This is a genomic window from Aeromonas sp. R1-1 (genome assembly GCF_040908495.1).
GTDB classification, from domain to species: domain Bacteria; phylum Pseudomonadota; class Gammaproteobacteria; order Enterobacterales; family Aeromonadaceae; genus Aeromonas; species Aeromonas veronii.
The window spans coordinates 1-26,036 of sequence record NZ_JBFODV010000226.1 but is presented as its reverse complement, the minus strand read 5'-3'; the positions used below and the strand labels follow the sequence as shown (position 1 = coordinate 26,036).

The 26,036-nt window shown below is 56.7% G+C and carries 26 protein-coding genes; 9 read left to right on the top strand and 17 right to left on the bottom strand.

Translation table 11 applies throughout. The features are described 5' to 3' along the window. Positions 1-135: 135 nt before the first annotated feature. From AB5Y92_RS15265 to arcA, 4 genes are all read right to left on the bottom strand, one after another. Entirely contained in the window at positions 136-1,542 is a 1,407-nt protein-coding gene (locus AB5Y92_RS15265; protein WP_005339725.1) for a YfcC family protein, read from the bottom strand. A 123-nt stretch (positions 1,543-1,665) separates the two neighbouring features. Continuing rightward, positions 1,666-2,670 (bottom strand): ornithine carbamoyltransferase, encoded by a 1,005-nt coding sequence (gene argF / locus AB5Y92_RS15260; RefSeq protein ID WP_005339721.1) that lies wholly within the window; start codon positions 2,668-2,670, stop codon positions 1,666-1,668. Positions 2,671-2,749: 79 nt separating this feature from the next. Next, positions 2,750-3,676 (bottom strand): carbamate kinase, encoded by a 927-nt coding sequence (gene arcC / locus AB5Y92_RS15255; protein WP_005339719.1) that lies wholly within the window; start codon positions 3,674-3,676, stop codon positions 2,750-2,752. Between the two features lie 62 nt (positions 3,677-3,738). After that, positions 3,739-4,959 carry an arginine deiminase gene (arcA, locus tag AB5Y92_RS15250; RefSeq protein ID WP_005339718.1) on the bottom strand — a complete coding sequence of 407 codons (1,221 nt, stop codon included), beginning with the start codon at positions 4,957-4,959 and terminating at the stop codon, positions 3,739-3,741. A 747-nt stretch (positions 4,960-5,706) separates the two neighbouring features. Between arcA and AB5Y92_RS15245 the strand changes: the two genes are divergently transcribed. From AB5Y92_RS15245 to AB5Y92_RS15235, 3 genes are all read left to right on the top strand, one after another. Continuing rightward, on the top strand, positions 5,707-5,883 hold the full coding sequence (locus AB5Y92_RS15245) for a hypothetical protein (protein WP_162838750.1): 177 nt from the start codon (positions 5,707-5,709) through the stop codon (positions 5,881-5,883). Between the two features lie 97 nt (positions 5,884-5,980). Further along, on the top strand, positions 5,981-6,628 hold the full coding sequence (locus AB5Y92_RS15240; protein WP_005339716.1) for an AAA family ATPase: 648 nt from the start codon (positions 5,981-5,983) through the stop codon (positions 6,626-6,628). Position 6,629: 1 nt separating this feature from the next. Next, on the top strand, positions 6,630-6,998 hold the full coding sequence (locus tag AB5Y92_RS15235) for a hypothetical protein (protein WP_058058971.1): 369 nt from the start codon (positions 6,630-6,632) through the stop codon (positions 6,996-6,998). A gap of 739 nt (positions 6,999-7,737) precedes the next feature. On the opposite strand, the gene hemN is transcribed toward AB5Y92_RS15235, so the two are convergent. The 4 genes from hemN to AB5Y92_RS15215 all read right to left on the bottom strand — a co-directional run bounded on the left by hemN (position 7,738) and on the right by AB5Y92_RS15215 (position 11,636). Further along, entirely contained in the window at positions 7,738-9,111 is a 1,374-nt protein-coding gene (gene hemN, locus AB5Y92_RS15230; protein ID WP_058056226.1) for an oxygen-independent coproporphyrinogen III oxidase, read from the bottom strand. Between the two features lie 31 nt (positions 9,112-9,142). Next, a complete protein-coding gene (locus AB5Y92_RS15225; protein WP_005339712.1) occupies positions 9,143-9,583 on the bottom strand; it encodes a DUF2489 domain-containing protein in 441 nt (146 codons plus the stop codon). Positions 9,584-9,594: 11 nt separating this feature from the next. Further along, a complete protein-coding gene (gene yihI, locus AB5Y92_RS15220) occupies positions 9,595-10,182 on the bottom strand; it encodes a Der GTPase-activating protein YihI (RefSeq protein WP_058056227.1) in 588 nt (195 codons plus the stop codon). 836 nt (positions 10,183-11,018) lie between these two features. Continuing rightward, entirely contained in the window at positions 11,019-11,636 is a 618-nt protein-coding gene (locus AB5Y92_RS15215; protein WP_005339710.1) for a cytochrome c, read from the bottom strand. 142 nt (positions 11,637-11,778) lie between these two features. Here AB5Y92_RS15215 and yihA point away from each other — a divergent pair, with 142 nt between their 5' ends. After that, positions 11,779-12,435: a ribosome biogenesis GTP-binding protein YihA/YsxC gene (gene yihA / locus AB5Y92_RS15210; RefSeq protein ID WP_026034975.1), complete on the top strand. Its 657-nt coding sequence runs from the start codon at positions 11,779-11,781 to the stop codon at positions 12,433-12,435. A 776-nt stretch (positions 12,436-13,211) separates the two neighbouring features. Here the strand turns inward: yihA and AB5Y92_RS15205 are convergent. From AB5Y92_RS15205 to AB5Y92_RS15165, 9 genes are all read right to left on the bottom strand, one after another. Beyond that, positions 13,212-13,472, bottom strand: coding sequence for a DUF1488 domain-containing protein (locus AB5Y92_RS15205; protein WP_005339708.1), 261 nt, complete (start codon positions 13,470-13,472; stop codon positions 13,212-13,214). Beyond that, positions 13,469-14,290, bottom strand: coding sequence for a shikimate dehydrogenase (gene aroE, locus AB5Y92_RS15200; protein ID WP_129504915.1), 822 nt, complete (start codon positions 14,288-14,290; stop codon positions 13,469-13,471). The genes AB5Y92_RS15205 and aroE overlap by 4 nt, the downstream gene beginning before the upstream one ends. A gap of 102 nt (positions 14,291-14,392) precedes the next feature. After that, positions 14,393-15,301, bottom strand: coding sequence for an oxygen-dependent coproporphyrinogen oxidase (gene hemF, locus AB5Y92_RS15195; RefSeq protein WP_005357520.1), 909 nt, complete (start codon positions 15,299-15,301; stop codon positions 14,393-14,395). A 112-nt stretch (positions 15,302-15,413) separates the two neighbouring features. After that, positions 15,414-15,974, bottom strand: coding sequence for a Sua5/YciO/YrdC/YwlC family protein (locus AB5Y92_RS15190; RefSeq protein ID WP_368227065.1), 561 nt, complete (start codon positions 15,972-15,974; stop codon positions 15,414-15,416). 135 nt (positions 15,975-16,109) lie between these two features. Continuing rightward, the gene (gene purE, locus AB5Y92_RS15185) at positions 16,110-16,613 is read right to left on the bottom strand and encodes a 5-(carboxyamino)imidazole ribonucleotide mutase (RefSeq protein ID WP_005339704.1); all 504 of its coding nucleotides are present in this window, start codon (positions 16,611-16,613) and stop codon (positions 16,110-16,112) included. Between the two features lie 74 nt (positions 16,614-16,687). Next, positions 16,688-17,245, bottom strand: a complete 558-nt coding sequence (locus AB5Y92_RS15180; protein WP_274160750.1) for a type I DNA topoisomerase — start codon at positions 17,243-17,245, stop codon at positions 16,688-16,690. A gap of 55 nt (positions 17,246-17,300) precedes the next feature. Then, positions 17,301-17,774, bottom strand: coding sequence for a DUF494 family protein (locus AB5Y92_RS15175; protein ID WP_005339699.1), 474 nt, complete (start codon positions 17,772-17,774; stop codon positions 17,301-17,303). After that, positions 17,767-18,882: a DNA-processing protein DprA gene (dprA, locus tag AB5Y92_RS15170; protein ID WP_368227064.1), complete on the bottom strand. Its 1,116-nt coding sequence runs from the start codon at positions 18,880-18,882 to the stop codon at positions 17,767-17,769. The genes AB5Y92_RS15175 and dprA overlap by 8 nt, the downstream gene beginning before the upstream one ends. Before the next feature lies 1 nt (position 18,883). Further along, positions 18,884-19,975 (bottom strand): LysM peptidoglycan-binding domain-containing protein, encoded by a 1,092-nt coding sequence (locus AB5Y92_RS15165; RefSeq protein ID WP_005339696.1) that lies wholly within the window; start codon positions 19,973-19,975, stop codon positions 18,884-18,886. 108 nt (positions 19,976-20,083) lie between these two features. Between AB5Y92_RS15165 and def the strand changes: the two genes are divergently transcribed. The 5 genes from def to AB5Y92_RS15140 all read left to right on the top strand — a co-directional run bounded on the left by def (position 20,084) and on the right by AB5Y92_RS15140 (position 25,909). Further along, on the top strand, positions 20,084-20,596 hold the full coding sequence (gene def, locus AB5Y92_RS15160) for a peptide deformylase (RefSeq protein ID WP_005357510.1): 513 nt from the start codon (positions 20,084-20,086) through the stop codon (positions 20,594-20,596). A 12-nt stretch (positions 20,597-20,608) separates the two neighbouring features. Continuing rightward, the gene (fmt, locus tag AB5Y92_RS15155) at positions 20,609-21,553 is read left to right on the top strand and encodes a methionyl-tRNA formyltransferase (protein WP_368227063.1); all 945 of its coding nucleotides are present in this window, start codon (positions 20,609-20,611) and stop codon (positions 21,551-21,553) included. A gap of 60 nt (positions 21,554-21,613) precedes the next feature. Beyond that, positions 21,614-22,906, top strand: a complete 1,293-nt coding sequence (gene rsmB / locus AB5Y92_RS15150; protein WP_005341964.1) for a 16S rRNA (cytosine(967)-C(5))-methyltransferase RsmB — start codon at positions 21,614-21,616, stop codon at positions 22,904-22,906. Between the two features lie 87 nt (positions 22,907-22,993). Continuing rightward, positions 22,994-24,370, top strand: a complete 1,377-nt coding sequence (gene trkA / locus AB5Y92_RS15145) for a Trk system potassium transporter TrkA (protein ID WP_005339689.1) — start codon at positions 22,994-22,996, stop codon at positions 24,368-24,370. Positions 24,371-24,466: 96 nt separating this feature from the next. Continuing rightward, the gene (locus AB5Y92_RS15140) at positions 24,467-25,909 is read left to right on the top strand and encodes a TrkH family potassium uptake protein (RefSeq protein ID WP_368227062.1); all 1,443 of its coding nucleotides are present in this window, start codon (positions 24,467-24,469) and stop codon (positions 25,907-25,909) included. Positions 25,910-26,036 lie beyond the last annotated feature (127 nt).

The window sequence follows — 26,036 nt, the reverse complement described above, 5'->3', positions numbered from 1 at the left end:
GAGCGTTACGGAAAAGGCGTAAATATCAAAACATGTTTGCATGAGGCGCTGGGGCGCCCCATGCAACACGTAATTGGGACATAGCCATAAAAAACGGGAGCCCGCAGGCTCCCGTTTCATCTTGCTTGTTATCCCTCAGGATAGCACGGCCCCCAGGCTCAGGCAGACCACGATCAACACGGTCAGGATACCGAGCAACGGAGCCACCCACTTCAGCCAGCGCACATAAGGCACCTTGGCGATGGCCAGACCGCCCATGACCACGGCGGAGGTCGGGGTCACCAGGTTCACCAGACCGGAGGCAGACTGGTAAGCAGTCACCACCAGATCGCGGCCCACGTTGGCGAAGTCGGCCAGCGGCGCCATGATCGGCATGGTCAGTACGGCCAGACCGGAGGAGGACGGCACCAGGAAGGAGAGCACCACTTCCAGCACGAACATCACGTTGATAAAGACGATGGTGGAGAGGCCGGTCACGATCCCTTCTGCACTGTGCAAAATGGTGTGAGTGATCATGCCGTTATCCATCACTACCACGATACCGCGGGCGATACCGATGATCAGCGCCACCCCCAGCAGGTCACGGGCACCGTCGATAAAGTTGGAGGTCAGCTCCTCCTCGCTCATGCGGGAGATGAGACCGACGATGATGGCGGCAGCCAGGAACACACCGGAGATCTGTGCCATCCACCAGCCCAGCACAGCCACACCATAGATCATCACGGCGAAGGCGGCGACGAAGATACCCAGCACGATTTTACGGGTCAGGGTGAACTCCAGCATCTGGTCGCTCTTGTTGCCGAGGAAGTGGGCACGGTTTTCTTCCCACTTGTCAGCCACCAGAGATTTGCTCGGATCGCTGCGCACCATCTTGGCGTAACGCATGACGTAAGCAACACAGAGCAGCCAACCGGCGACCAGCATGGCAACGCGCAGCCAGATACCGTCGGTGAAGGAGATACCGGCGGCGTTGGCGGCAATAACAGTCGCAAACGGGTTGATGGTGGAACCGAGAGTACCGATACCGGCGCCCAGCAATACGGTTGCCGCTGCCACCACTGGGTCGAAGCGGGCGGCCATCATCACCGGCACCAGCAGGGTGTAGAAAGGCAGCGACTCTTCGGCCATCCCGTAGATGGTGCCGCCTGCGGCAAACAGTGCCATCAGGATCGGGATCATCCACTCTTCACGGCCGCGCAGGCGGTCGGTCACACGTTCAATACCGGCATCGATGGCACCTGTCTTGGTCACAATGCCAAGAAAACCACCGATGATCAGGATAAAGAGGGAGACGTCGATGGCGCCTGCCTCATAGGTGTCGTGGTTGTAGAGGCCATCGATAGGTGCCAGCAGCACGTCGACGATCCCCTGGGGATTCCCCTCCACCAGTTTGTAGGTACCTGCCACCGGCACTTCTTTGCCGAGGGCTTCGTTCATGGTCATCTCATATTTGCCGGCCGGCACTATCCAGCTCAGGGCGGCCACCAGGGCGATCAGCACAAACAGTATCGTGTAGGCTGACGGGAACTTGAATTTGGTCATGGTCCAGCTTCCTTCTGTGGGTGTGGTATCCATGCAGGCTGCGGGTTGTAGGGTTAGAGGTATTATGCCGCTGTCACATGGTCGAAAAGCCGGGGGTCGCCCCCCGGCACCACTACTGCGACCTTAGTCGCCCAGCGTAGCAACCATCACTGCCTTGATGGTGTGCATCCGGTTTTCGGCCTCGTCGAACACGATGCTGTGCTCGGATTCGAACACGTCCTCGGTCACTTCCAGGCCTTTCATGCCATATTTGTCAGCCACTTCCTTGCCCATGGTGGTCTCGTCGTTGTGGAACGCCGGCAGGCAGTGCATGAACTTCACATCCGGGTTCTTGGTGGCGTTGATGACATCCATGTTGACCTGATACGGGGTCATCAGTTTGACGCGCTGATCCCAGGCTTCTTTCGCTTCACCCATGGATACCCAGACGTCGGTATAGAGGAAGTCAGCACCCAGCACACCCTCTTTCACATCTTCGGTCAGGGTGATGCGTGCGCCGGTCTCTTCGGCGATCAGGCGGCACTTGGCAACCAGCTCCTCTTCCGGCCAGAAGGCTTTCGGCGCGACCAGACGGATGTCCATGCCCATTTTGGCGGCGCCAACCATCAGGGAGTTACCCATGTTGTTGCGGGCATCACCCAGGTAGGCGAACTTGATTTGATCCAGACGCTTGCCCTTGCCGTGCTCCAGCATGGTCATGAAGTCGGCCAGGATCTGGGTCGGGTGGAATTCGTTGGTCAGGCCGTTCCAGACCGGAACACCTGCATAGGCGCCCAGTTCTTCGACGATCTCCTGACCGTAGCCGCGGTATTCGATACCGTCATACATGCGACCCAGTACACGGGCGGTGTCCTTCATGGACTCCTTGTGACCGATTTGGGAACCGCTTGGGCCAAGGTAGGAGACCTGAGCGCCCTGGTCGAAGGCCGCTACTTCAAACGCACAGCGGGTACGGGTGGAGGTCTTCTCGAAAATCAGGGCGATGTTCTTGCCGACCAGATGCTTGCGCTCGTAGCCACCGTATTTGGCTTTCTTCAGGTCGATGGCCAGATCGATCATGTATTGGATTTCGCGCGGGGTGAAGTCCAGCAGTTTCAGGAAGTTACGGTTACGCAGATTAAAAGCCATGATGAGTTCTCTCTATATATGTTTCAGACCAGTTCGGGCAGTAGTGTTGACTACGCATTCTCAGTACAGATATCGGTAATTACGCATGTACGGTGCGGGTGGCGACGATATTGGTGCCGGCTTCCCCCTTGAGGATGGCGAGGCCATCTTCCAGCGAGCCGATGCCGACCATGCCGCCGGTCGCTTTGACAAATTCACAAGAGGCTTCGACTTTCGGTCCCATGGAACCTGCATCGAACTTGACCCCGGCCAGCTCGTCCGGGCTGGTGACTCGCAGCGGACGCTGGGTCGGTTTGCCCCAATCCAGATAGACGGCATCGGCATCGGTCAGGATCAGCAGGGCATCGGCCTTGATCTGCTTGGCCAGATAGGCGGCAGACATGTCTTTGTCGATGACGGCTTCGATACCGGTCAGGCTCTGGCCATCCCAAGTCACAGGGATGCCGCCACCACCGGTACAGATGATGAGGTGGCCTTGGGCAATCAGGGTTTCGATGGCATCGCCTTCAACGATGCGCTGAGGCAGCGGGGATGGCACTACACGGCGGAAGAACTTGCCGTCAGCCTTGACCACCCAGTGTTTCTCTTCTGCCAGGGTGCGGGCTTCAGCCTCTTCGTAGACGGGGCCGATAAATTTGGTCGGGTTGGCAAATGCCGGATCCTTGGGATCAACCTGCACCTGAGTCAGCAGCGCGGTGACGTTGCGGCTCGGCATCAGGTTTTTCAGCTCCTGGATCAGCATGTAGCCGATCATGCCCTGAGACTCGGCACCCAGCACATCCAGCGGATAGGGGGATACCTTGGTGTAGGCGCTGTTCTGCAGGGCCAGCAGGCCGACTTGCGGGCCGTTGCCATGCACCAGCACCACGTTGTACTCCTGAGCGATCAGGGCGATGGTCTTGGCGGCGGTGGCGATGTTCTTGCGCTGGATATCCGCTTCCAGTGGCTCACCACGACGGAGCAGTGCATTGCCACCCAGAGCGACGACGACAGTTGGTTTTTTCATAGTGGTTAATCTCGAGTTTGGTTCTGTGTGGCGCCAGCTTCTGCCGGCGCCACGCCGTCTCATCAGATGCTGTCGCGTTCCATCGGGCAGCTCATGCAGCGGGCGCCGCCACGGCCACGGCCCAGTTCATCACCCGGGATGGAGAGAACTGTGATACCGGCCTTGTCGTACTTCTCGTTGGTGTAGGTATTGCGCTCGTAACCCACCACCACGCCGGGACGTACGGTCAGCACGTTGTTGGCGTCGTTCCACTGCTCGCGTTCGGCTTCGAAGCTGTCACCACCAGTGGTGATGATCTTCAGCTGATCCACGCCCAGCGCTTTCTCGATAGCGGTGACGAAGTAACCCTCTTCCTTGATGTTCATGCCGGTAGCGCCGCCCGGAGTCAGGCTCCAGCACTGCACGTCCTTGCGGATCACTTCCGGATAGACGGAGAAGGTATCGATATCCATGTGGGTCATGACGGTATCCAGGTGCATGCAACTGCGGTGTTTCGGCAGCTCCATGGCGATGACCTGTTTGGCCTGACCATGTTTGAACAGGCTACGAGCCAGATGCTCAACACCTTGCGGGGTGGTGCGCTCGGACATGCCGATCAGCACGGCACCACGGCCGATAACCAGTACGTCGCCACCCTCGATGGTGGAGTTGTCGTAGTCACGCTCCTCGTCACCGAAGTACTTGATGAAGTCCTGACCGGCAAACATCGGGTGCCAGCGATAGATGGCCTTCACATGGTTGGTTTCGCGGCGACGAGCCGGTTTGGCCATCGGGTTGATGGAGACGCCACCGTAAACCCAGCAGGAGGTGTCACGGGTAAAGAGGTGGTTGGGCAGCGGCTCGATGATGAAATCGGTCGGAGCGTGCATGCCCACTACCATGTTGACGCCGCTGTAGGGCATCTCGGAGTAGGTCAGGCCGCCGGAGAGAATGCGGGCCAATTCGCGGTGCGGCATGTCAGCCAGGAAGCAGCGCACGTCGTTGGCAAAAGAAGAGCCGAGGCGATAGTCGGAGACCTGATGTTGCAGCAGCCAGGTTTTGGCTTCCGGCACATCAAGTGTTTCAGCCAGCAGATTGGTCAGCAGGAAAACTTCGACATTCTGATCGCGCAGTACCTGAGCGAATTTGTCGTGCTCCTGACCGGCGCGTTCAACAGACAGGACGTCATCGAACAGCAGATCCTGGCAGTTGGAAGGAGTCAGACGCTTCAGACTGAGGTTGGGGCGGTGCAACATGACACGGCGCAATTGGCCAACTTCAGAACCTACATAAAATTTGCTCATGATTATATTCCGTCTAGCAGTGGTCCCTGCGAGTGATTGAATAGATTCCTTCTATTCATGCTCGTGGCTAAGGCGGGATATTCTTTATGTAGGGTAATCGGCTTATGTTCTATCCTGCCCTTGCCTTTCGAGACCGAGGTTAGCCCTGCGAATCACGACAAACTTAGACATTGATCACATTCACTCAGAACTGAATATATTCACCATCCATTCTATGACACCGGTAGCAAATTGCGCATTTTCCACACAAAGCGCACCGAATAACCATGCAAAACCACCCCGCTATATTTCAAGTTGATTCATTTTTTATTCATGCCAGTTCACTGGAGTGATTAAATGCAAATAACAAAAACCGTTAAAAATCATTACCATAAGTAACTTTACAAATATAATTTGAATATTATTCCCTAGGTATTGAATACATCGCCGTGACGGGATGAACACGTGAGAAATAAATACTCACATCGACCACATTCACTGCATAAATCTTTTCTTGTTCCAGATCATGGCATTGATGCCAACCCCATCAGGCTCGGCCCCATAAGTCACCACCTCTTTGTGCGGTTCAACTTAATATGCACAAAGTCCGCATCAAGGTGGGCAACCATCCTCGTCGGTCACCACAACGCCTTTTGATACTTTTTTCATTAATTGAATTTATTCGTCTCACCTTGCGCTGGCGCCAACCTCGACTTAACTCAGAAAGTGATCCAGATCACACAGGAATGGCACTACCAAGGAGTTGTTATGAAGATGAAACCCATGCTGTTGCTCGCGACTTTGCTGCTCTCTGCGCTCCCCACCCTCAGTCAGGCTGAAGGAGCCCCTGCCATGCCCATGGTGGTATGCCATGTCGACAAGGCCCCCCAGATGCTGGTGCCTGACTATATCTGCCGCTGGCAGGGAGGCAGTGTTCATTACTAGTCGAAACAACGAGAGGAGCATCACTCCTCTCGCCTTGTGATGAGACAGGCCCCTCCTATACTGAAATCAGCGGTTTTCTCATGGATAGGGGAACGTCATGATCTTGTTGGTCGGTGGAGAGAAGGGGGGGAGTGGCAAGAGCTGCCTGGCACAAAATCTGGCGGTCTACCTCAGATCCCAATTTCAGGGGGAGGTGTTACTGGTCGACTGCGACCCGCAACGCACCACCTCTGACTGGATTCAGGAGCGCAATGACAACCCGGAGCTGCCACAAATCAACTGCGTACAGCTCTATGGCAATATTCGCAACGACCTGCTCAGCCTGAAAAACCGCTACGACTACGTCATCGTCGATTGCGGCGGGCAAGACAACCGGGCTCTGCGCTCCACCATGGCTGTCGCCACCCACGCCCTTATCCCCTTGCGCCCGAAACGCCGCGACCTCAAGACCCTGCCCCACATGGAAGATCTCATCACCACCTGCAAGATGGTCAACCCGACCCTCAATGCAGCCGTAGTGCTGACCCAGTGCCCCGCCCTACCCAATCAGGTAAAACGCATTCTCGAAGCGAAAGAGGTTTGCTCCTCGTTCGGTGTCGACGTCCTGAACGCCATCACCTATGGTCGCAACGTCTATGACGACAGCGAAGAGAAGGGACTGTCGGTGATGGAGATCGAGCCGGATGGCAAATCCGCCGAAGAGATCCGGGCCATCGCCAAAGAGTTCCTGCAAGTGGGGGTGTGAGATGGGTCTGGCCGATCTGAAGAAAAAGCACCAGCTGCATCACCAGAAGAAGTTCACCGTCGACGAATTTATTGAAGATGCGGAGTTCTACGCCAAGGGCAAACCCAAGGTGGTCAGCCTTGAACTGGGCCTGCATCGTGATGAAGCCTTGTCGGCGCTGGCTTTTATCGAGAGTGGTGAGCACCTGAAGCCCAGCTACAAAAAAGCCACCTTCTCCATGAGCACGGTGGCCATCGACGAGCTGGGGAATCTGACCCAGCAAGATGGAATGAACAAGTCCCTGTTGCTGCGCCTCTTTACCCACTACTTCTCTTCGCTGACTCCTGAGGAGCGCCAGACCATCTATGAGCGACTCAACCCGCGCTCATAATTTCTCCATTCAGCCGCTCTTTGTGTGCCTCGCCAACTCACCCCGAATGACCATCATCAGACTACAAAATCTGTTTCTGAAGCAACCAAAACGCCGTGTAAGAGATCTGCCATTCCACATGTAAGCTAACAGCCGAAAAGATCCCCGAGATAATCGGAAGATAAGATCTTAAAACATGAAGATGATTAACTTAACTAGCTGTTTATAAATGAATAAATCGAAACCCACCACTTTCGAAATGGCTAATAACAAAAACGTTTTCCAATCTGGCGTTGTAGCCGGTTAGAAAATCCTTATAGTTACTTATGCACGGACGCAATGAAGTCGGTCAGGAAGACTGGCTGCCAGGGTTGGGCAAATGGACTCACCACAGGATGTGGTAAAGGACACCTCCCAGGACGGAGAAAGTGCGACGGGACAGGATGACTCGTCAGGCCAAGATGGCTAAAGGACACCCCAAAGGATTGGGAAGGGGAAACCTAAAGGAAGAGGTAAACAGTCAGGGATTGCAGGGAGCAACTTCGTTCAAGGATCTGAGCGATACGACTACCGGGGGCGACACAAGTCGCCCCCATCTTTTTATCTGCATTTCACCGTCCCCTTGCTTGGCTCTCAATTGCTTGCCTCAGCGCAGAGAGACTTCTTACCAGAACCTTCCAGACCCGCTGCCTAAGCAAAAATACATATGAAAGGGGCGCCACGATGGCGCCCTTCTCTGTTTTCTAATCGGCAAACAAGCTTATATCACGCGAGAGAACTGCTGCTGGCGCGCCTTGTTGCGCAAGTACACGTCGAAACACATGCAGATATTGCGGATCAGCAGCTGCCCCGTGGAGGAGACCTCCAGACCATCCTCCGTCATACGCACCAATCCATCGTTGATGAAGGTCTGCAGCAGCTTTAGATCATCGGCAAAATACTCGCTGAAATTGAGCCCGTGCGCCTGTTCGACAGCGGCAAAGTTCAGACGGAAATCACAGATGAGCCGCTTGATCACCTCACGGCGGATCAGGTCATCCTGATTGAGCGAGCAGCCTTTCCACTGGGCATGACCCAGCTCTGCAACCTGTGCGTAATACGCCTTGAGCTCTTTCTGGTTCTGGGAGTAGGCATCACCGATCATGCTGATGGAGGAGACCCCCAGCCCCAGCAGATCGCAATCACCTTGAGTGGTATAGCCCTGGAAGTTGCGATGCAGCTTGCCCTCGCGCTGCGCCACTGCCAGCTCGTCATCGGGTTTGGCAAAATGATCCATGCCGATAAACTGGTAACCCTGACCAGTCAGGAAGGCGATGGTGTCCTGCAGCATGGCCAGCTTCTCCTGCGGCGCAGGCATATCCACCTCTTTCAACTTGCGCTGGGCGGCAAAGCGACTCGGCAGATGGGCATAGTTGAAGATGGAGAGGCGCGCCGGATCCGTCTTGAGCACCTCTTCCAACGTATGGTGGAAACTGGCACGATCCTGATGCGGCAGGCCATAGATAAGGTCGAGGTTGGTCGAGCGGAAGCCAAGTTCACGGGCCCGTTCCAACATGGCTTTAATAAAGTCGTTGTCCTGCTCGCGGTTGACCGCAACCTGCACATCCTTGTTGAAGTCCTGTACCCCAAGGCTGATGCGGTTGAAGCCGACGTCTCGCAGCACATCCAGCATGGTGATGGCAATCTCGCGCGGATCGACCTCGATGCTGAACTCCCCCTCTTCGGCAAAATGGAAGTGCTCACGCAGAATGGCCATCAGGCGGCGCGTTTGCGCTTCATCCAGATAGGTGGGTGTACCGCCACCCCAGTGCAGCTGGGTGACCATACGGTGCTTGAAGAGCGGGGCTTGCGCCTTGATCTCCTGCTCCAGGTAGTCGAGGTACTCGTCAGCCTTGTGCTGATGGCGGGTAATGACCTTGTTGCAGCCGCAGTAGTAGCAGAGCTTGTGACAGAAAGGGATGTGCACGTAGAGCGACAGATTGCGCTCGGGATACTGGCCGGCAGCGCGGACAAAATCCGGATAGCCGAAGCTCTCGTTGAACTCCAGCGCAGTGGGATAAGAGGTGTATCGCGGGCCACTGTAGTTATATTTTTCGATCAGGGCCTGATCCCACACAATCTGTTCTGCTTGCACGCTCGCTTCCTCTCTTGTTGTTATTGTTGGCTCACCGACCTAACTGAAAATCCTTCAGCTGGGCCACATCCTTGAGGATCTGAGCCTCCAGCTCGGCCTCGTAGCCGCTGCGTTCGAGATCCATCTTCATCACTTCATTGCGCTTGAGGGCGCGTCTGGCCTCATGAGTCGGCATATCTTTCACCTTCTCATACAGCCCGTACAGACCCGGGAACTCGGCAACGAATGCTCGCCCCCCCTTGATCTGCAACGCATCCAGCAGATTGGTCAGCCGAATGGCGCCTTCGGAGTAATCGCACTGCCCCTCCTGCACCGCATGAGCAATGACCCGCACGCTCTCCAGAATTCGTTCATTGCGAGCGGTAATCGCCTGCCACTGCATCGCTTGCTGTCGTCTCAGCCTGGCCAGCAGCATGCCTGCATAGATGGCCAATCCTGACAAAATCAGGCCGCCCAACAGGGCGGCCAGCATCCATCCACTCATCACTTTTTCTTCGGCTCAGGCTTGGGTTCCGGCTTGAAATCGACCAGGTTGAAACGGTCCCACAACTCCTCTTCGGAGGCCGGTTTCTGCTCGTCGAACTCGGCGTCATCGCCATCATCAAACGGCAGCTCATCATCTTCATCATCGTCGTTGTCGATGATGCCCAGCTCATCCATCAGCTCCTGATAACGGTCGACACGCTGATCAACCCAGGCCTGCTCGGCCGCTTCCAGGGTTTCGCCGGCATCAAGACGATCCAGCAGATCATTCAAGCGGTCATCGTTTTCGATGGAAGCCAGCTCCTGCTCGGGCGTCATCACCAGCTTCTTCTCTTTCACCGCCTTGGGTGCTGCCGGCTTCTTCTGTTTGTCATCCACCACCAGAACTACCGGCTTGCGGGAACCGATACGCGGATCTTTGGACTGGCTGTTGCCAGACTTGTTCTTCGGCTGTTCAACTTGCTGACGAGAACCAGCCTTCAGGCCCTTGCGCTTGGCAGCCCGTTTACGCTCACGGCCTTCCTGAGCACTGACATCAGATTCTTTGCGCTTGCCAGTAGGCTTGCGAGTGGGTTGTTTGGCAGACATGAATGGCTAACTCCGAAAATAACTGGTTTGACCCGTACCCGGGATGATCTCACCCGGTGGGATACGATGCGAGGAACAGTAAGGCTGGAACAAGAGCAGGATCCCGCACCAATCCGGCCCAATCAGGCCACTGAACACCGCAGGATCGGTATCCTCTGGGCATGTTGCTGGTATTTTGACACAGAATGGCTAATCGGGTTAATGACCCAAAAGAAAAAAGGCAGCCGAAGCTGCCTTGATATGTTCATGCGTGCGCCATCCTGAATGGCAAAACAATCTGTTTCATCCTCTCCGTGACAACTTGTCGCCGCATCATATCGTTGTGTGGTCATCCTGACCTTATATTGGTCGTTCCTGAATGTGCGTGTGCCTGTTTGACCCGTCTCGACCGCATCCTGCCATCGTGCCGGGGAGTCTGCATCCCGCAACCCCATCCCGCTCCGGAGATGGTCACCATCCTGATCCTTCAATCCTTTGCCAGCTCATCCGAGCCCATGGCATCCCGCCACGCCAGCCATCCTCTGCTCACAACACCCTGTCGTGAAACCGTCACCCAATCCGTAGGTGAATCCATTAAGCCTACTGTACCAACTCTATAAAGCGGCTCAATCCACTCAAAACATTCTCAGCATGTCAAAAATTATCAATATTTGTATAATTTATTGATAAATAATGATTATTTAATATTTTATGCAATTTTATGAGCCTTGGCCTGCCTTGAGAATGGGAGATCTCTTACAGAACGGGGGGATTAAACAGAGAATTATCTGAAAGCCATAAAAACAACGGGGAGCCCAGGCTCCCCGTTTCAACTCAAATCGACCGTATCGACTATATCAGTGCAGACCCGCCACATATTTGGAGAGGGCTTCGATATCCTGATCAGTCAGTTTCTTGGCAACGTCCCGCATCATGCCATTCGGATCGTTGTCACGCGTCCCGGCACGGAATGCGGTGAGCTGAGCCTTGATATAGGCAGGATGCTGGCCGGACAGGTTGGGATACTTCGCCTGTTCGACACCCGAGCCACGGGGACCATGGCAAGCCGTACAAGCTGCCAGACCGCGACTCATGTCACCACCCATATAGAGTGCCTTGCCCGCTTCGACCACGTCGTCAGGGACAGCGATAGGGGTAACCTTCAGGCTGGAGAAATAAGCCGCCAGGTCATCCATGTCCTGTTCCGACAAAGGTAACGCCATCGGCCCCATCACTGGCGCAACCCGGCCAATTTGACCAGAAGCGGCAGCCTTCAGTTCAACTAACTGTTTTTTGATATATGATGCGTGCTGACCAGCAATTTTGGGGTACATATCAACCAGGCTGTTTCCGTCCGGTCCATGACAAGCCGCACAAACGGCAGCCTTGGTCTGTCCCGCAGCGGCATCGCCCTTGGCTTGTGCCATCCCCGTTACGCCAACCATCAGAGCAAGAGTAATGACTAGGTTCTTCATGGCGTTCCAACTTTTCGTTATTAGGCTTCCAGATCCCATGCCGCTGAAGGCATGTTAAAATAAACGCGTTTAAGCGACGCTATTTTACACCATTTTACAAAAAAGTAACTCTATAACCCTCTATCTCCATGGGGAATTTACGTTGGATACACAAACTCTGAATTTCAATAAGGTGCATTTTGTGACCAGCGCACCCGACATCCGTCACCTGCCAAATGATGGGGGTGTCGAGATCGCGTTTGCCGGCCGTTCCAACGCCGGTAAGTCATCTGCATTGAACACCTTAACCAAACACAAGAACCTGGCGCGCACCAGTAAGACACCTGGTCGTACCCAGCTGATCAACCTGTTTGAGCTGGAACCGGGCAAGCGTCTGGTCGACTTGCCGGGTTATGGTTATGCGCAAGTTCCGCTGGAAATGAAGCTCAAGTGGCAAAAGTCACTGGCAGAGTATCTGCAGCGCCGTGAGTCATTGAAAGGTCTGGTGATCCTGATGGACATCCGCCACCCGCTCAAAGATACCGACATGAACATGCTGGAGTGGAGCTCGCACCGTCAGTTGCCCGTCATGCTGCTGCTGACCAAGGCTGACAAACTGAGCCCCGGCCCGCGCAACAACCAGGTGATCAAGGTGCGCCAGGCCGTTGCCAACCTTGGTTCTCAGATCCAGGTCGAAGCGTTCTCCTCCCTCACCAATATCGGTGTGGAGAAGCTGGCGCAAACCCTGACCGAATGGTACGTCAGTGGTGACGATACCGACCTGCTGGACGCGGATGAACAGCAACCTGCCGAGGAGTAATCTACTCCTCGCTCTCCTTGCAATTGGCGGAGCACTCCTCCGCTGATTGAAAGGGTTTCAGATTGCCGCTTTCACCTGCCTCACGACAAATACCCCGCATTCGCCTCCCCTGCTATATCCAATACTTCTTAAAGTTCATATAGATAGGCAGTTAATTCACAAAAAAAATTAACTTAAGTAGGCGTTGATAGCGTTTTCAAATTCGTTCTTTCAAAACGAACAAGAATTACAAAAAGAGACAAAAATGAAATTTAATTACAAGTCCTAACCGAAAGGGATAAAAATGAGGCCGGACGACAGTGATGCCATCCAGCCTGAAATAATAAGTTCAAAAAATTGGGAAGAAGCTGAATCTTGAGTACCAGACGACAGGTATTCCTCAAGAAGCAGCCTCATTCTATCAAATGCATCGCCAATTTAAAGCATTTACTCTAAATGACACGCATAAAAAAACACCCCGACGAGAACCTCATCGGGGCAGCTATTCAGCCACATTCAATTACGTGAAATAAAAGGTCTGAAAGATAGAACATCTTACCTCTGTACCCTACGCAGACAACTGTACAGCAAAGCAGCAGAAAGTGAAAGTAATTTATGTAATTTAGTTTCACAACTTACAGATTAATAAAAAACCTTTTACTTTCATGTAGATAAAAAAATCCCCAGTACGAATACCGGGGAGTTATAAAGGTGACTAGCTAGCACTTCCTCAACTATCTAGTTAGTCAGCGCCATTTCAAAGTAGTTCCGCTACAAAACAAAAAAACTTTGAAAAATCAGAGATAGATAGCACCATCTTCAGCAAACTCTTGTTCTTCAATGAGTTTTTCAGCCAGATCTTCAATGTCAAAACGCACACTTTCAAAGGCTCTGACGATATCATCCTCCCTCGTCAGCGCCAGACCGGTCATTCTCTCCAGCCGCCGCTGACTGATGTAACAATCTATCAGCGCCCCCATCTGCTGGGCAGGAAAACGCACCCGCTGTTCGTCAGCCTGCCACTCCATCAGATCAGGAAACAGAATACCCTGGTTCATATCACCCCCAAGTTACGCTTCAGCTCTCTCAATACCTGTTTAGTCCCGGGACGAATTCCGCGCCACACGGTAAACGCTTCGGCGGCCTGCTCCACCAGCATGCCGAGTCCATCCATGGTTTGACGGGCCCCATGCTGTTTGGCCCAACTGATAAACTCCGTATCCGAGGCGCCATACATCATGTCGTAGATAGCAATATCAATGTGGATCAGGGCAGGGGCCAACGGCGGCAGCTCCCCTTGCAGGCTGGCGGAGGTAGAGTTGATGACGAGATCGAATGGCCCTGCCAACTGCTCATAGGTCTGGGCAGTCACAGGCCCCAGATCGTGGAATTCGGCAGCCAACTGTTGCGCTTTTGCGTGGGTGCGGTTGGCGATCACCAGCTCGCTCGGCAACTCAGCCAGCAGCGGCGCCAATGCACCGCGAGCAGCGCCACCGGCACCCAGCAGCAGGATCCGGCTATCCGCCAGCGTCACACCATGGGACTTGAGATCGGCGACCAGACCGGCACCATCGGTATTATCCCCCAGCAACACACCATCATCGGTCAGCTTGATGGTATTGACCGCGCCCGCCCGCTTGGCCCTCGGGCTCAAGCGATCGACCAAAGTGAATGCTTGCTCCTTGAAGGGAACGGTGACATTGCACCCCTTGCCCCCTTGGGCAAAGAAAGCACGCAGAGTTTGGGCAAACTCGTCGACGGCGGGTTCAGCCAGCCCATACTCCAGCTCTTGCTGGGTTTGTCTGGCAAACAGGGTGTGAATAAAGGGGGACTTGCTGTGGCGCACCGGGTGGCCAAAAACCAGATAACGATCCATCAAAGAGTTCCATCAGAGGGCAATATTCCGATTTAACGGGTTTTCGCACTCGGGAACAAGCCGAATATCGGCCAGCAAAAAGGGGCCATCAAGGCCCTCGGGTCACAGCCACTCTCGCGGCGTGAGGTAATCGGTGTAGAGCAAAGCTTCAGGAGTGCCCGCCTCCGGCTGCCAGTCATACTCCCAACGTGCCAGCGGTGGCATCGACATCAGGATCGACTCGGTACGTCCGCCGGTCTGCAGCCCGAACAGGGTGCCACGGTCATACACCAGATTGAACTCCACATAACGACCGCGACGATAGAGCTGGAACTCCCGCTCCCGCTCACCATAGGGCAGTGCCTTGCGTCGCTCGATGATCGGCAGGTAGGCATCGAGATAACCCCGACCTACCGCCTGCATAAAGGCAAAGCAGTCGGCAAAAGGCCAGCGATTCAGATCGTCGAAGAAGAGACCGCCCACCCCCCGCGTCTCGTTGCGGTGTTTGAGGAAGAAGTAGCGATCGCACCAGGATTTGAACTCGGGGTAGATCTCATCACCAAATGGCTGGCAGAGATCACGGGAGACCTGATGCCAGTGCTGGACATCCTCGGCAAACGGGTAGAAAGGCGTCAAATCGAAACCACCGCCAAACCACCAAATGGGCTCTTCACCCTCTTTCTCGGCGATGAAGAAACGGACGTTGGCGTGGCTGGTCGGCACATAGGGGTTGTGCGGATGGATCACCAGCGACACGCCCATCGCCTCAAACTTGCGACCGGCCAACTCTGGCCGATGGGCTGTAGCAGAGGCAGGCATGGCATCGCCATAGACATGGGAGAAGTTGACGCCCCCCTGCTCGATCACCGCGCCGTGGCGCAGCACACGGGTGCGACCACCGCCACCGCCTTCACGGCTCCAGGCATCTTCCACAAAGTGTCCACTGCCATCGGCCTGCTCCAGACCACGGCAGATCTCGTCCTGCAACTGCAACAGGAAGGCCTTGACCTGGGCCACATCCGGTTTGCTCATCTTGTCTCCAGTCAGGCAGGATCGTGAACGCCCTGTCCATTTTTATAGTTAAATCAATCAGATGAGCTCACCGCCCAGCGGATTGATAGCAAATCATGACGTATCCGCCAGCTCAGGAGGGGCGAATAATGGCGCCAGTTCGGGCGTCCTTGATCTCGGATGGATTGGCTTGACCACCCACTTCACCAGGCAGGATATAGGCCAACTTGCTTGCCAACCGCTCACCAATATCGGCCACCCGACGGGCAGGCTCCTCACCGGTCAGGTTGGCGCTGGTAGAGACCAGCGGCTTACCAAAGGCACGGCACAACGCCTGTACCTGAGGATGAGCCGTCACGCGCACCGCCAGTGTCTCGAACTGCCCGGTCAGCCAGGCCGGCGTCGTTGCACGGGCAGGCATGATCCAGGTAAAGGGGCCGGGCCAGCTGGCTTCAACCCGAGCCAGTTGCTCACCGCTAAGTTGGCTCAGATCGATGTAGTCCTGCAGCTGTGCCATGTCGGCAGCAATCAGGATCAACCCCTTCTCTACCGGACGCTGTTTGATGGCCAGCAGTCGCTGCACCGCAACTTCGGAGTCGGGATCACAACCCAGACCAAACACGGCCTCGGTCGCATAAGCAATCACCCCTTCCTGTTGGAGGGCAGTAACCGCCTGTTCAAATTCATTTGGCATAGGAAAAATGCGGCAGCCTAGCTGCCGCCTCGTCGCTTAGTAGCAAGTTGAATCCATACGGTGGCGACCACAACAAAGTGACGTTTTGCTGTAGCACAGGAAAAATAAGACACATCCGGATCGTCACCCGTTCACTTACTTGAGTTGAGCCTGCAGGGCGGCATCCTTGGCCATCACCTCTTCGGCATTCTTCTGGCGTTCGGCCCGAACCTTGGCCGCCAGTTCATCATCGGCTACTGCCAGCATCTGGGCTGCCAGATAACCTGCGTTCTTGGCACCGGCTTTGCCGATCGCCACGGTCGCTACCGGTACACCACCCGGCATCTGCACGGTGGAGAGCAACGCATCCAGCCCCTTGAGCGGGCCACCATCGATGGGCACCCCGATCACGGGACGAGTCGTGATGCCGGCAACGGCACCCGCCAGGTGCGCAGCCAGACCGGCAGCACAGATAAAGACCTTGCAGCCACGGGCCTCGGCATCGGTCACATACTGATGGGTCGCAGCCGGCGTGCGGTGCGCGGAGGTGACTTTGACTTCCACTGCGATATCAAATGACTTGAGCACCTCGAGGGTGGTCTGCATCACGGGGAAATCAGAATCAGAGCCCATCAATACGGCAACAAAGGGTTTATTCATGGTGGGAATTTCCTTACTCCAAGTGGGGGGTTGAAGTTCACCGAAAACGTTTCAATCCGGTTGCGGCGGCGGGATTATACCTGCTCACTTTGGTGGCCGCATTTCTTTTGCGGACAGACCCAACGCAGAGCTCCCCTCACTTTTTTTTCCACCATGATGCCCCAGCCACACGCGGGGCAAGGCATGGGGATCGGCTTGTCGTTCACCACATATTTGCAATGGGGATAGCCATCACAGGAGTAAAACTGCTTGCCGTAGCGGGAGGTGCGGCTCACCAGATGACCCTTGCCGCACTCGGGGCAGAGGATCTGGGTATCGTCGCTCTCCTGCAGGGATTCGATGTGCTGACAGGCCGGATATTGAGTACAACCGACAAACAGACCGTAACGCCCCTTCTTGATCGCCAGCGGCTCTCCGCAATCGGGACAGGCAGAGCCTTCGAGCACCTTTTCGATGTCGCGGCCGGATGGCGTCAGGGAGCGTATGTAATCACAGGCAGGATAGGCAGAACAGCCGAGAAAGGGGCCATGTTTGCCCTGGCGGATCACCAGCTCGGCCCCGCACTGCGGGCACGGCTCGCGCTCGAAGGCATGTTCGTGGGCTGAAAAGAGGTGATGATCGATTTTTGACATGGGCCGCGCCTTGAAATCCAGATGGCCTGAATTCTACCAGCGCGGCACCGGACTGTCAGTGAATGACGCCGTCCGACTCATCAAACACCAGCTCTTCCATCTGCTGGTAGGCATTTTCACTGCCCGGTACGTTGAACAGCACCATCATGACGACCCACTTCAGGTCATCCAGCTCGATATCCGGCTTGTCCAGCTCGAGCAGGCGCTCGATACAGATCTCGCGGGTTTCGGCATTCAGCACTTGAGCCTGTTCCAGAAAGAGCAGGAAGCCGCGGCACTCGGTGCTGAGGCGCGCCAGCTCTTGCGGAGCATAGATACGCATCGAGCCTTGCGCGCTGGCGGTAACATAGACCTCCCGCTCGCTATCGTGCAGATTGGCCAGTCGCTCCAGCCAGTCGAGCGCCTTGTCGATCTCTTCTTTATCGAAACCGGCCCGGCTCAACTCGTCTGTGAGCTCATCCTGCTCGACCATCACATCTGCATCGCTGTGGATGTAGGTCTCGAAAAGGTACATCAATACATCAAACATGATTCGCCCTCCTCGCTCTGACGTATCCACCGGCTACCGCCATCACTGCACCGGCCAGCTCCAGCTCTACCAACCTGCCCAATACCACTTCGACAGGAAGCTGGGCCCGCTCGGCAACGGTATCCACGCTCGTGGTCTCATAATCTACGTTATCCAACAAATCGGCATAAGGCAATTCGCTATTATGCGGTTGCTCAGATGGTATGACCGACGGATCTGGCCGTGCGACCCACTCTGGCAGCTCTTCCACTATATCGGCCGCACTCAGCACAAGTTTGGCCCCCTGCTGAATTAATCTGTTGCACCCTATCGCCTGGGCGTTTTGCGGGGAGCCGGGCACTGCAAACACTTCGCGCCCCTGTTCAAGCGCATAGCGAGCGGTGATCAGCGAACCGCTCTGCTCGGTCGCCTCCACCACCAGAGTTCCCAGCGACAGACCACTGATAATACGGTTGCGACGAGGAAAATGTTCAGCCAGCGGTCCTTTATCCGGCGCCAGCTCGGAGATAAGCAAGCCACCACTCTCCAGAATCTGGCCTGCCAGCCCCTGATGGCGTTTGGGGTAGAGGCAATCCAGCCCGGAACCCAACACGGCAAGGGTGATACCGCCACAAGCCAGCGCTTGCTGATGGCAAACACCATCGATACCGAGCGCAAGGCCCGAGGTGATCGCTAACCCGCATCCAACCAGCTCGCTACAAAGGCGGGAGGCATTATCTTTGCCTGCATAGGTAGGATGGCGTGTCCCCACCATTGCCAGCTGGGGTCGCGATAGCGCAGCAAGATCGCCACGACAGTAGAGCAACAGGGGTGCCGCGGGAATTTCCCGTAACAAGGGTGGATAAACCGGGTGATCTTGCGGAATAAGGAGATTGTCAGGCAAAGCGGCCCAAGCCAGGCTCTGCTCAACCACCGGCGAGGGCCAGCGCAGTTGTTTGATCTGCTCTGACGACAACCCCATACCATGCAGTTGCGCTTCATCGCTCTGAAACAGGGCCTCAATACTTCCCCCAGCCCGTTCCAACAGACGTGCAGCGGTCACCGGACCGATACCGGTGACCGCATCGAGAGTTAGCCAGAGCGCCAGACGCGCGTCGGGGTAATTCACGTCAGAAGTGAGTGACCTGATAGCCCGCACTCACCATGTCGTTACTCTGCATGATGAGACCGTAACTCAGCTTGTCATACACCTTGAACAACATGACACGGGCAATCGCTTCAGAGGGCAGTGGTGCCTTCTTGTTGCTGCTGTAAAACACCCGGTTAAAAACCGACGAGAGCTCCTTGTACTGCACATCGCCATTCTTGGTGACCAGAGCAGCACCGGGCCGTCTGACATCCAACACATCCCCGGCGACCAGTTGATCGCGGCCACCCCGGTTGATCAGCACCACATCAAACTTGCCACCGCCCCGGGTCTTGTTCGGCAAATCGATGATATAGCCCGGCGTGATGGCAGGTGCCGCTTTCGGTGTGAAGACGGCGGGCATGTTCTCTTGAGCGGGCAGCGGCATCACCTTGTCGCCCTGCAGCACTTCGCGTTGGTTATGAGTCAGAGTCACTTCGGTCCGATCGCCATCAAGACGCGCCACGGCCCGCACCACACCGGCAAAGATCGCCTCCTGGCCCAGCAGTTCACCGGTTTCGCGATCCTTGTAGACCACTCCGGGGTGATAAATGCCATAGACCTGCCCCGGTGTCAGGGAGCCCTGCACATAGAGGGTGTCCCCCTCCAGCATGCCGATATGTTTCTGATCCGACCCCAGCAGATAGGGCAAGGTTTTCTGCTGCTGGCTGTCAGCCAGAATATGGTCGGTTTGCAGGAAAGGGCCGATCTCGCTGATAGGCAGGGTCGGAATGGGGTTGGCTTTGTTCTCGTAACGGGTTTTCGGGCCGAGACGGATGACTTGCTTGCCACCCTGCATCGCCTTGCCGAGCCGGGGTTCACCATTGACCCAGCTCAGATGCAGTACATCACCGGGGTAGATCCAGTGAGGATTGGCTATCTGCGGATTGATGTTCCAGAGACGGGGCCAGAGCCAGGGTTCGGAAAGATACTTGCCGGAGATATCCCACAGGGTGTCGCCTTTTTGCACTACATAGCTTTCGGGGTAACCCGCTTTCAGCCTCAGCTGATCGGCCAATGCTGCCTGACTCACGGTCACCAGCAGGCAGGCGAGGATGGTTTGCTTCAGATACATAACACTCCCTGTTACTTCTGTACGCAAAGTGTTGCTGTTTTTTGTCGGCGTAAATGACTAGAATTACGCCAATATTGACTGCATTTATACGAAACTAAAGAAAAAACTATGGCCATTCTAGATGTATTGCGTTTTCCCGATGAGCGCCTGCGCACCGTTGCAGCCCCTGTCGAGACCTTTACACCCGAGTTACAACAGATTGTAGATGATATGTTCGAAACCATGTACGCGGAGGAAGGCATTGGCCTGGCCGCGACTCAGGTCGACATTCACCAGCGCATCATAGTGATCGATGTCTCTGAAAACCGTGAAGATCCTCTGGTATTGATCAATCCGGAGGTCATCGAGCAGTGCGGCAGCACCGGCATTGAAGAGGGTTGCCTCTCCGTGCCCGGCAGCCGTGCTCTGGTGCCTCGCGCCGAACAGATCAAAATCCGCGCCCTGGATCGCAACGGCAAGCCGTTCGAGCTGGAAGCCGACGATCTGCTCGCCATCTGCATCCAGCATGAGATGGATCATCTGGTCGGCAAGCTGTTTGTGGATTACTTGTCCCCGCTCAAGCGCCAGCGCATTCGCCAGAAGCTGGAAAAGATGGCCCGTGAAGATCGCAAAGTCCTCTGAGGATCTGCCCCATTGAATAAGCTGAAACTGATTTTTGCCGGTACTCCCGACTTCGCCGCCCGTCACCTGGCGGCGTTGTTGTCTTCCGACCACGAGGTCGTTGCCGTTTATACCCAGCCTGACAAGCCTGCTGGCCGTGGTCAGAAGCTCACCGCCAGCCCGGTCAAAGAGCTGGCACTGGCCCACAACCTGCCGGTTTACCAGCCCGCTACCCTGCGCAAGGAAGAGGCGCAAGCCGAACTGGCCGCCCTTGGCGCAGACCTGATGGTCGTGGTGGCCTATGGCTTGATCCTGCCCAAGGCGGTACTCGATACCCCGCGTCTGGGCTGCATCAACGTCCATGGCTCCCTGCTGCCCCGCTGGCGTGGCGCGGCACCGATCCAGCGCTCCATCTGGGCGGGCGATGCCGAAACAGGTGTCACCATCATGCAGATGGATGTGGGGCTGGATACCGGCGCCATGATCCGCAAGGTAAGCTGCCCCATCGCCGCCGACGAGACCTCCGCCAGCCTCTATGACAAGCTGGCAGAGCTGGGTCCGCAGGCGCTGGTCGACACCATCGGTGCCATGGCTGCCGGTGAAACCGCTGCCGAGGCACAAGATGATGCGCTGGCCAACTACGCCGAAAAGCTCTCCAAGGAAGAGGCCCGCATAGACTGGTCGATGGAAGCTGTTGCCATCGAACGCTGTATTCGCTCGTTCAACCCCTGGCCCATCAGCTGGTTTGAAGTAGCTGACCAGACCGTCAAGGTATGGCAAGCCGCCGTCATCGACATCGACCACGGCCAACCCGCCGGCACCCTGCTCAAGGCCGACAAGCAGGGGATCGATATCGCGACCGGCAAAGGGGTACTGCGCCTGCTGACCCTGCAACCGCCCGGCAAGAAGGCGATGTCCGTTTCGGATCTGCTCAACTCTCGCCGCGACTGGTTTGAACCCGGCACGCAATTGAATTGAACTGGATTGAATTGACACAAGCGGGGCCCAGGCCCCGACTTGCGCATCTAAGGTAACTCTATGAAAACACGTGCACAGGCCGCTCTCGTTATTCAACAGGTGCTGGATCAGGGTCAATCCCTCTCCGCTGTTCTGCCTGCTGCCCAGGAGAAGGTCGCGCCTCGCGATCGCGCTCTCCTGCAAGAACTCTGCTACGGGACCCTGCGCTGGCTGCCCCGCCTCGATGCGGCAGTCAACGAGATGATGGACAAGCCGCTCAAGAACAAGAGCCGCATTTTCCACTACCTCATTCTGGTCGGTCTCTATCAGCTCATCTACACCCGCATTCCGGCTCACGCCGCGGTGGCCGAGACCGTCAACGCCGTCAAACTGCTCAAAGGCACCTCACTGCGTGGCCTCATCAACGGCGTACTGCGCAACTTCCAGCGCAGCGCCGAAGTCATTCTGCTGCGCATCGACCGCGTTCCCAGCATTCGCCTCGGTCATCCGGAGTGGCTCACCAAGCGCCTGCGTCAGGCCTATCACGATGAGTGGGAATTCATCATGGAGGCGAACAACCAGCGCCCCCCCATGTGGATCCGCAACAACAGCCAGCGCCAGAGCCGCGATGCCATGCTGGCTCGCATGGCCGAAGCTGGCATCAATGCAGTGGCCGGTGAAGAGGGCGAGGATTGCATCCTGCTGGAGCGTCCTTGCGATGTGACCAAACTGCCCGGCTTTGAAGTGGGTGACTGCTCGGTACAGGATGGAGCAGCACAACAGGCTGCGGCACTGCTCGACCCGCAACCGGGCGAGTGGGTGCTGGATGCCTGCGCGGCCCCCGGTGGCAAGACTGCCCACCTGCTGGAGCGGCAACCCAAACTGGCTGGCGTGGTTGCCGTCGATGCCGATGAAAACCGCCTCAAGCGGGTGCAGGAGAACCTGGATCGCATCGGCCTGACCGCCAAAGTGATCCACGGCGATGCCGCGGCACCGGAACAGTGGTGGCCGGAGGGCCAGTTCGACCGCATTCTGCTGGATGCCCCCTGCTCTGCCACCGGCGTGATCCGCCGCCATCCCGACATCAAGTGGCTACGCCGTGATCAGGACATTCGCGAGCTGGCCGAGTTGCAACGCCGCATTCTCAATGCCCTCTGGGGCAAGCTGAAAAGCGGCGGCACCCTGCTCTACGCTACCTGCTCCGTCCTGCCGGAAGAGAACCGCGACCAGATCCGCGCCTTCCTTGCCGCGACCAAAGATGCCAAATTGGTACCGTTGCACGAACAGGATACCCCGGACTGCCCGGGTCGCCAGTTCCTGCCGGGTGAAGCCGAGATGGATGGCTTCTACTACGCCAAACTGGTCAAGCTCTGAACCTGGCATGACAAACCTCATTCGGGAGAGCTGCCAGCTCCGTTCTGGCGCTCCCCTTTACAGCATCAACGTGAGTAGACGTTCCCTATGAAGATCATCATTTTGGGAGCCGGCCAAGTCGGCGGCACCCTGGCCGAGAACCTGGCCGGGGAGAACAACGACATCACCATCGTCGATACCGACAGTGAGCGCCTGCGCGAACTGCAGGACAAGTTTGACCTGCGGGTGGTCAACGGGCACGGCGCTCACCCCAAGGTGCTGCGCGAAGCGGGGGCTCAGGATGCCGACATGCTGGTCGCCGTCACCAACAGTGACGAGACCAACATGATCGCCTGTCAGGTGGCCTACTCCCTGTTCAACACCCCGAACAAGGTGGCACGGATCCGCTCGCCAGCCTATCTGACCGAGCGGGATCGCCTGTTCCTGCCGGAATCGGTACCGGTTGATCACCTGATCGCGCCGGAGCAGCTGGTGACCGACTATGTGCGTCGCCTGATCGAATACCCGGGCGCCCTGCAAGTGGTTGATTTTGCAGGTGGCCGCGTTGGTCTGGTGGCGGTCAAGGCCTACTACGGTGGCCCGCTGGTGGGTAATGCCCTCTCCACCCTACGCGAGCACATGCCCAACATCGAGACCCGGGTAGCGGCCATCTTCCGTCAGGGCCGCCCGATCCGTCCGCAAGGCACCACCATCATCGAAGCGGATGACGAGGTCTTCTTCGTCGCCGCCGCGGGCCATATCCGTGCCGTGATGTCTGAGCTGCAGCGCCTCGAGAGCCCCTACCGCCGCATCATGATCGTCGGTGGTGGCAACATCGGCGCAGGCCTCGCCCGTCAGCTGGAGAAGCGCTACAGCGTCAAGCTTATCGAGCGCAACCAGAAGCGGGCGGAGCAGCTCTCCGAACTGCTGGAGAACACCATCGTCTTCTGCGGCGATGCGGCGGATCAGGAGCTGCTGGCCGAGGAGCATATCGATCAAATTGACGTCTTCATCGCCGTGACTAACGAGGATGAGGCCAACATCATGTCGGCGCTGCTCGCCAAGAAGATGGGCGCCAAGAAGACCATGGTGCTGATCCAGCGCGGCGCCTACGTCGATCTGGTGCAGGGTGGCTCCATCGATATCGCCATCTCGCCCCAACAGGCCACCATCTCGGCCCTGCTGACCCATGTGCGCCGGGCCGATATCGCCAACGTCTACAGCCTGCGCCGCGGCGCTGCCGAGGCGATCGAAGCGATTGCCCACGGTGACGAGAACACCTCCAAGGTGGTCGGCAAGACGGTGGGCGAGCTCAAGCTGCCGCCGGGTACCACTATCGGTGCCGTAGTGCGCGGGGATGAGGTGCTGATCGCCCACGATCGTACCAAGATCCAGCAGGATGACCACGTGGTCATGTTCCTGGTGGACAAGAAGTACATCCCGGAAGTGGAGCGGCTGTTCCAGCCAAGCCCCTTCTTCCTGTAACGTCTTCATGCGCACAGGCTGTCAAACCAGACCCGGCTCAGCTCCTCCAAGGGGATGGTCCGGGTCTTTTGTTAATCAACGACCAGGTTATCGAACATGATCAAACTGCGTCCCATTATCTTCACCCTCGGGCTGGTGCTCTCCAAGCTGGCGCTCTTCATGTGGCTGCCCACCTTGCTGGCACTGCTCACCGGGTCAGAGGGATTTGTCGAGTTTCTCAAGTCCGTGCTGATCACCCACGGCGCCGCCCTGCTCTGCCTCCATTACGGCCGCAAGGCGGAGTTTCATCTGGGGGTGCGGGAGATGTTCCTGCTCACCACCTCGGTTTGGGTGGTTGCCTGTATCTTCGGGGCGCTGCCCTTTGTCTTCATCACCCACATCAACTTTACCGACGCCTACTTCGAGACCATGTCGGGGGTGACCACCACGGGCTCCACCGTGCTCTCCGGCCTCGACAACATGGCCCACAGCATCCTGTTGTGGCGATCCATCCTACAGTGGCTGGGGGGGGTCGGCTTTATCGTGATGGCGGTTGCCGTACTGCCCTATCTCAACGTCGGCGGCATGAAGCTGTTCCAGACCGAGAGCTCGGACTGGTCAGACAAAAGCGCCCCGCGTGCCAAGACGGTCGCCAACAACATCGTTGTGGTCTATCTGGTGCTCTCCATGCTCTGCTTCATGGCCTACTGGGCCAGCGGCATGAATATGTTCGAGGCGATCAACCACGCCATGACCACCCTCAGTACCGGCGGCTACTCCACCTCCGATCAATCCATGTCCCACTTCTCCAACTCGGCACACTGGATTGGCACCCTGTTCATGTTCCTCGGCGGCCTGCCCTTTCTACTCTATGTGCAGAGCCTGAACCACAGGGACTACAGCCTGCTCAAGGATGCCCAGGTGCGCGGCTTCTTCTGGCTGGTGGTGTGGGTCACAGTCATCATGACCTTCTATCTGTGGGAGAGAGATCTGTTCGGCTTCTGGGATGCCCTGCGCATCAGCTGCTTCAACATCGTCTCGGTGCTCACCACCACCGGCTACGGCCTTGGTGACTTTGGCACCTGGGGGCCGCTCGCCAGCATCGTCTTCATCGTGCTGCTGGCGCTGGGGGCCTGCTCAGGCTCCACTGCGGGCGGCCTCAAGATCTTCCGGGTACAGGTGGCATTCGCCCTGTTCAGAAAGCAGATACGCCAGCTGATGCACCCCTCTGCCGTATTCCCCCAGAAGTACAACGGCCGGACGGTCAATGACGCCATCATCCGCTCGATGATCTCCTTCGTACTGGCCTACTTCGCCATCATTCTGGTGATAGCCGCACTGCTGGGCGCCATCGGGCTTGACCCCCTGACAGCCATATCCAGCTCCATCACCGCCGTTGCCAACGTTGGCCCGGGCATGGGCCCGGTGGTCGGCCCCAGCACCAACTTTGCCAGCCTGCCGGAATCGGCCAAATGGCTGCTGTCATTCGGCATGCTGCTGGGACGACTGGAGATCCTGACGGTCGCCGTGCTCTTCTTCCCCTCCTTCTGGCGCCAGTAATCCCTCACTGCAAGCCAGCAAAAAGCCGCAGCGTTCATCCGCTGCGGCTTTTTTATCTCACCCATCCCCACGACCTTCGCTCAACGCTCATCAGCCCCATTACCGGATAGCCTGAACGAGCTCATCA